1 protein-coding gene is annotated in these 601 nt (G+C 70.7%); it reads left to right on the top strand.

The window, feature by feature from the left end:
- Positions 1 to 65: 65 nt before the first annotated feature.
- Positions 66 to 601, top strand: a 536-nt coding sequence (locus V6U90_RS33785; protein WP_334445271.1) for a DUF5872 domain-containing protein, incomplete at its 3' end; no start/stop codon positions are given.

The raw sequence follows: 601 nt of genomic DNA, 5'->3' as shown, positions 1-601 counted from the left end.
CGCGCCTCGGCGGTGGTGCCGGTCGCGTGATGTTCACACCGCGTGGCGTCGGGTAACGGCACGGTATGGCGCGGTACACGAAACCGGACCTCAGGGAGCAGATCAAGGCGGAGATCAGGGCTTCCGACAAGGGCGGCAAGCCGGGACAGTGGTCGGCGCGCAAGTCGCAGCTGCTCACCAAGGAGTACGAGAAGCGCGGCGGGGGCTACCAGGGGCCGAAGGACCAGCGGCAGAGGTCCCTGCAACGGTGGGGTGCCGAGGAGTGGCAGACGAAGGAGGGCCCCGCCCGCGCGCGGCGAAACGGCGAGACAAGCCGATACCTACCCAAGCTGGCCTGGGCGCGGCTCTCCGAAGAGCAACGACGCGCGACCGACGACCGGAAGCGGAAGGCCTCCAGGACCGGCCGGCAGTACGTCGCCAACACGGGACCGGCCAGTCGCGCGCGCAGGGAGGCTGCCTTGCCCGAGCAACTGACGGACCTGCCGGTCGCCGAGGCGGGCAAACTCGTGCGGGGCCTCGACACGCGCCAGCTCAGGACGGCACTGCGGCGTGAGCGCGGTGGCAAGGCCCGCAAGACGCTGATCCAGCGGCTGGAGTCGGA

Origin of the sequence: Micromonospora sp. CPCC 206060, from assembly GCF_036906895.1 — a bacterium.
Lineage (GTDB): Bacteria > Actinomycetota > Actinomycetes > Mycobacteriales > Micromonosporaceae > Micromonospora.
This window is presented reverse-complemented; position numbering and strand designations above follow the sequence as displayed.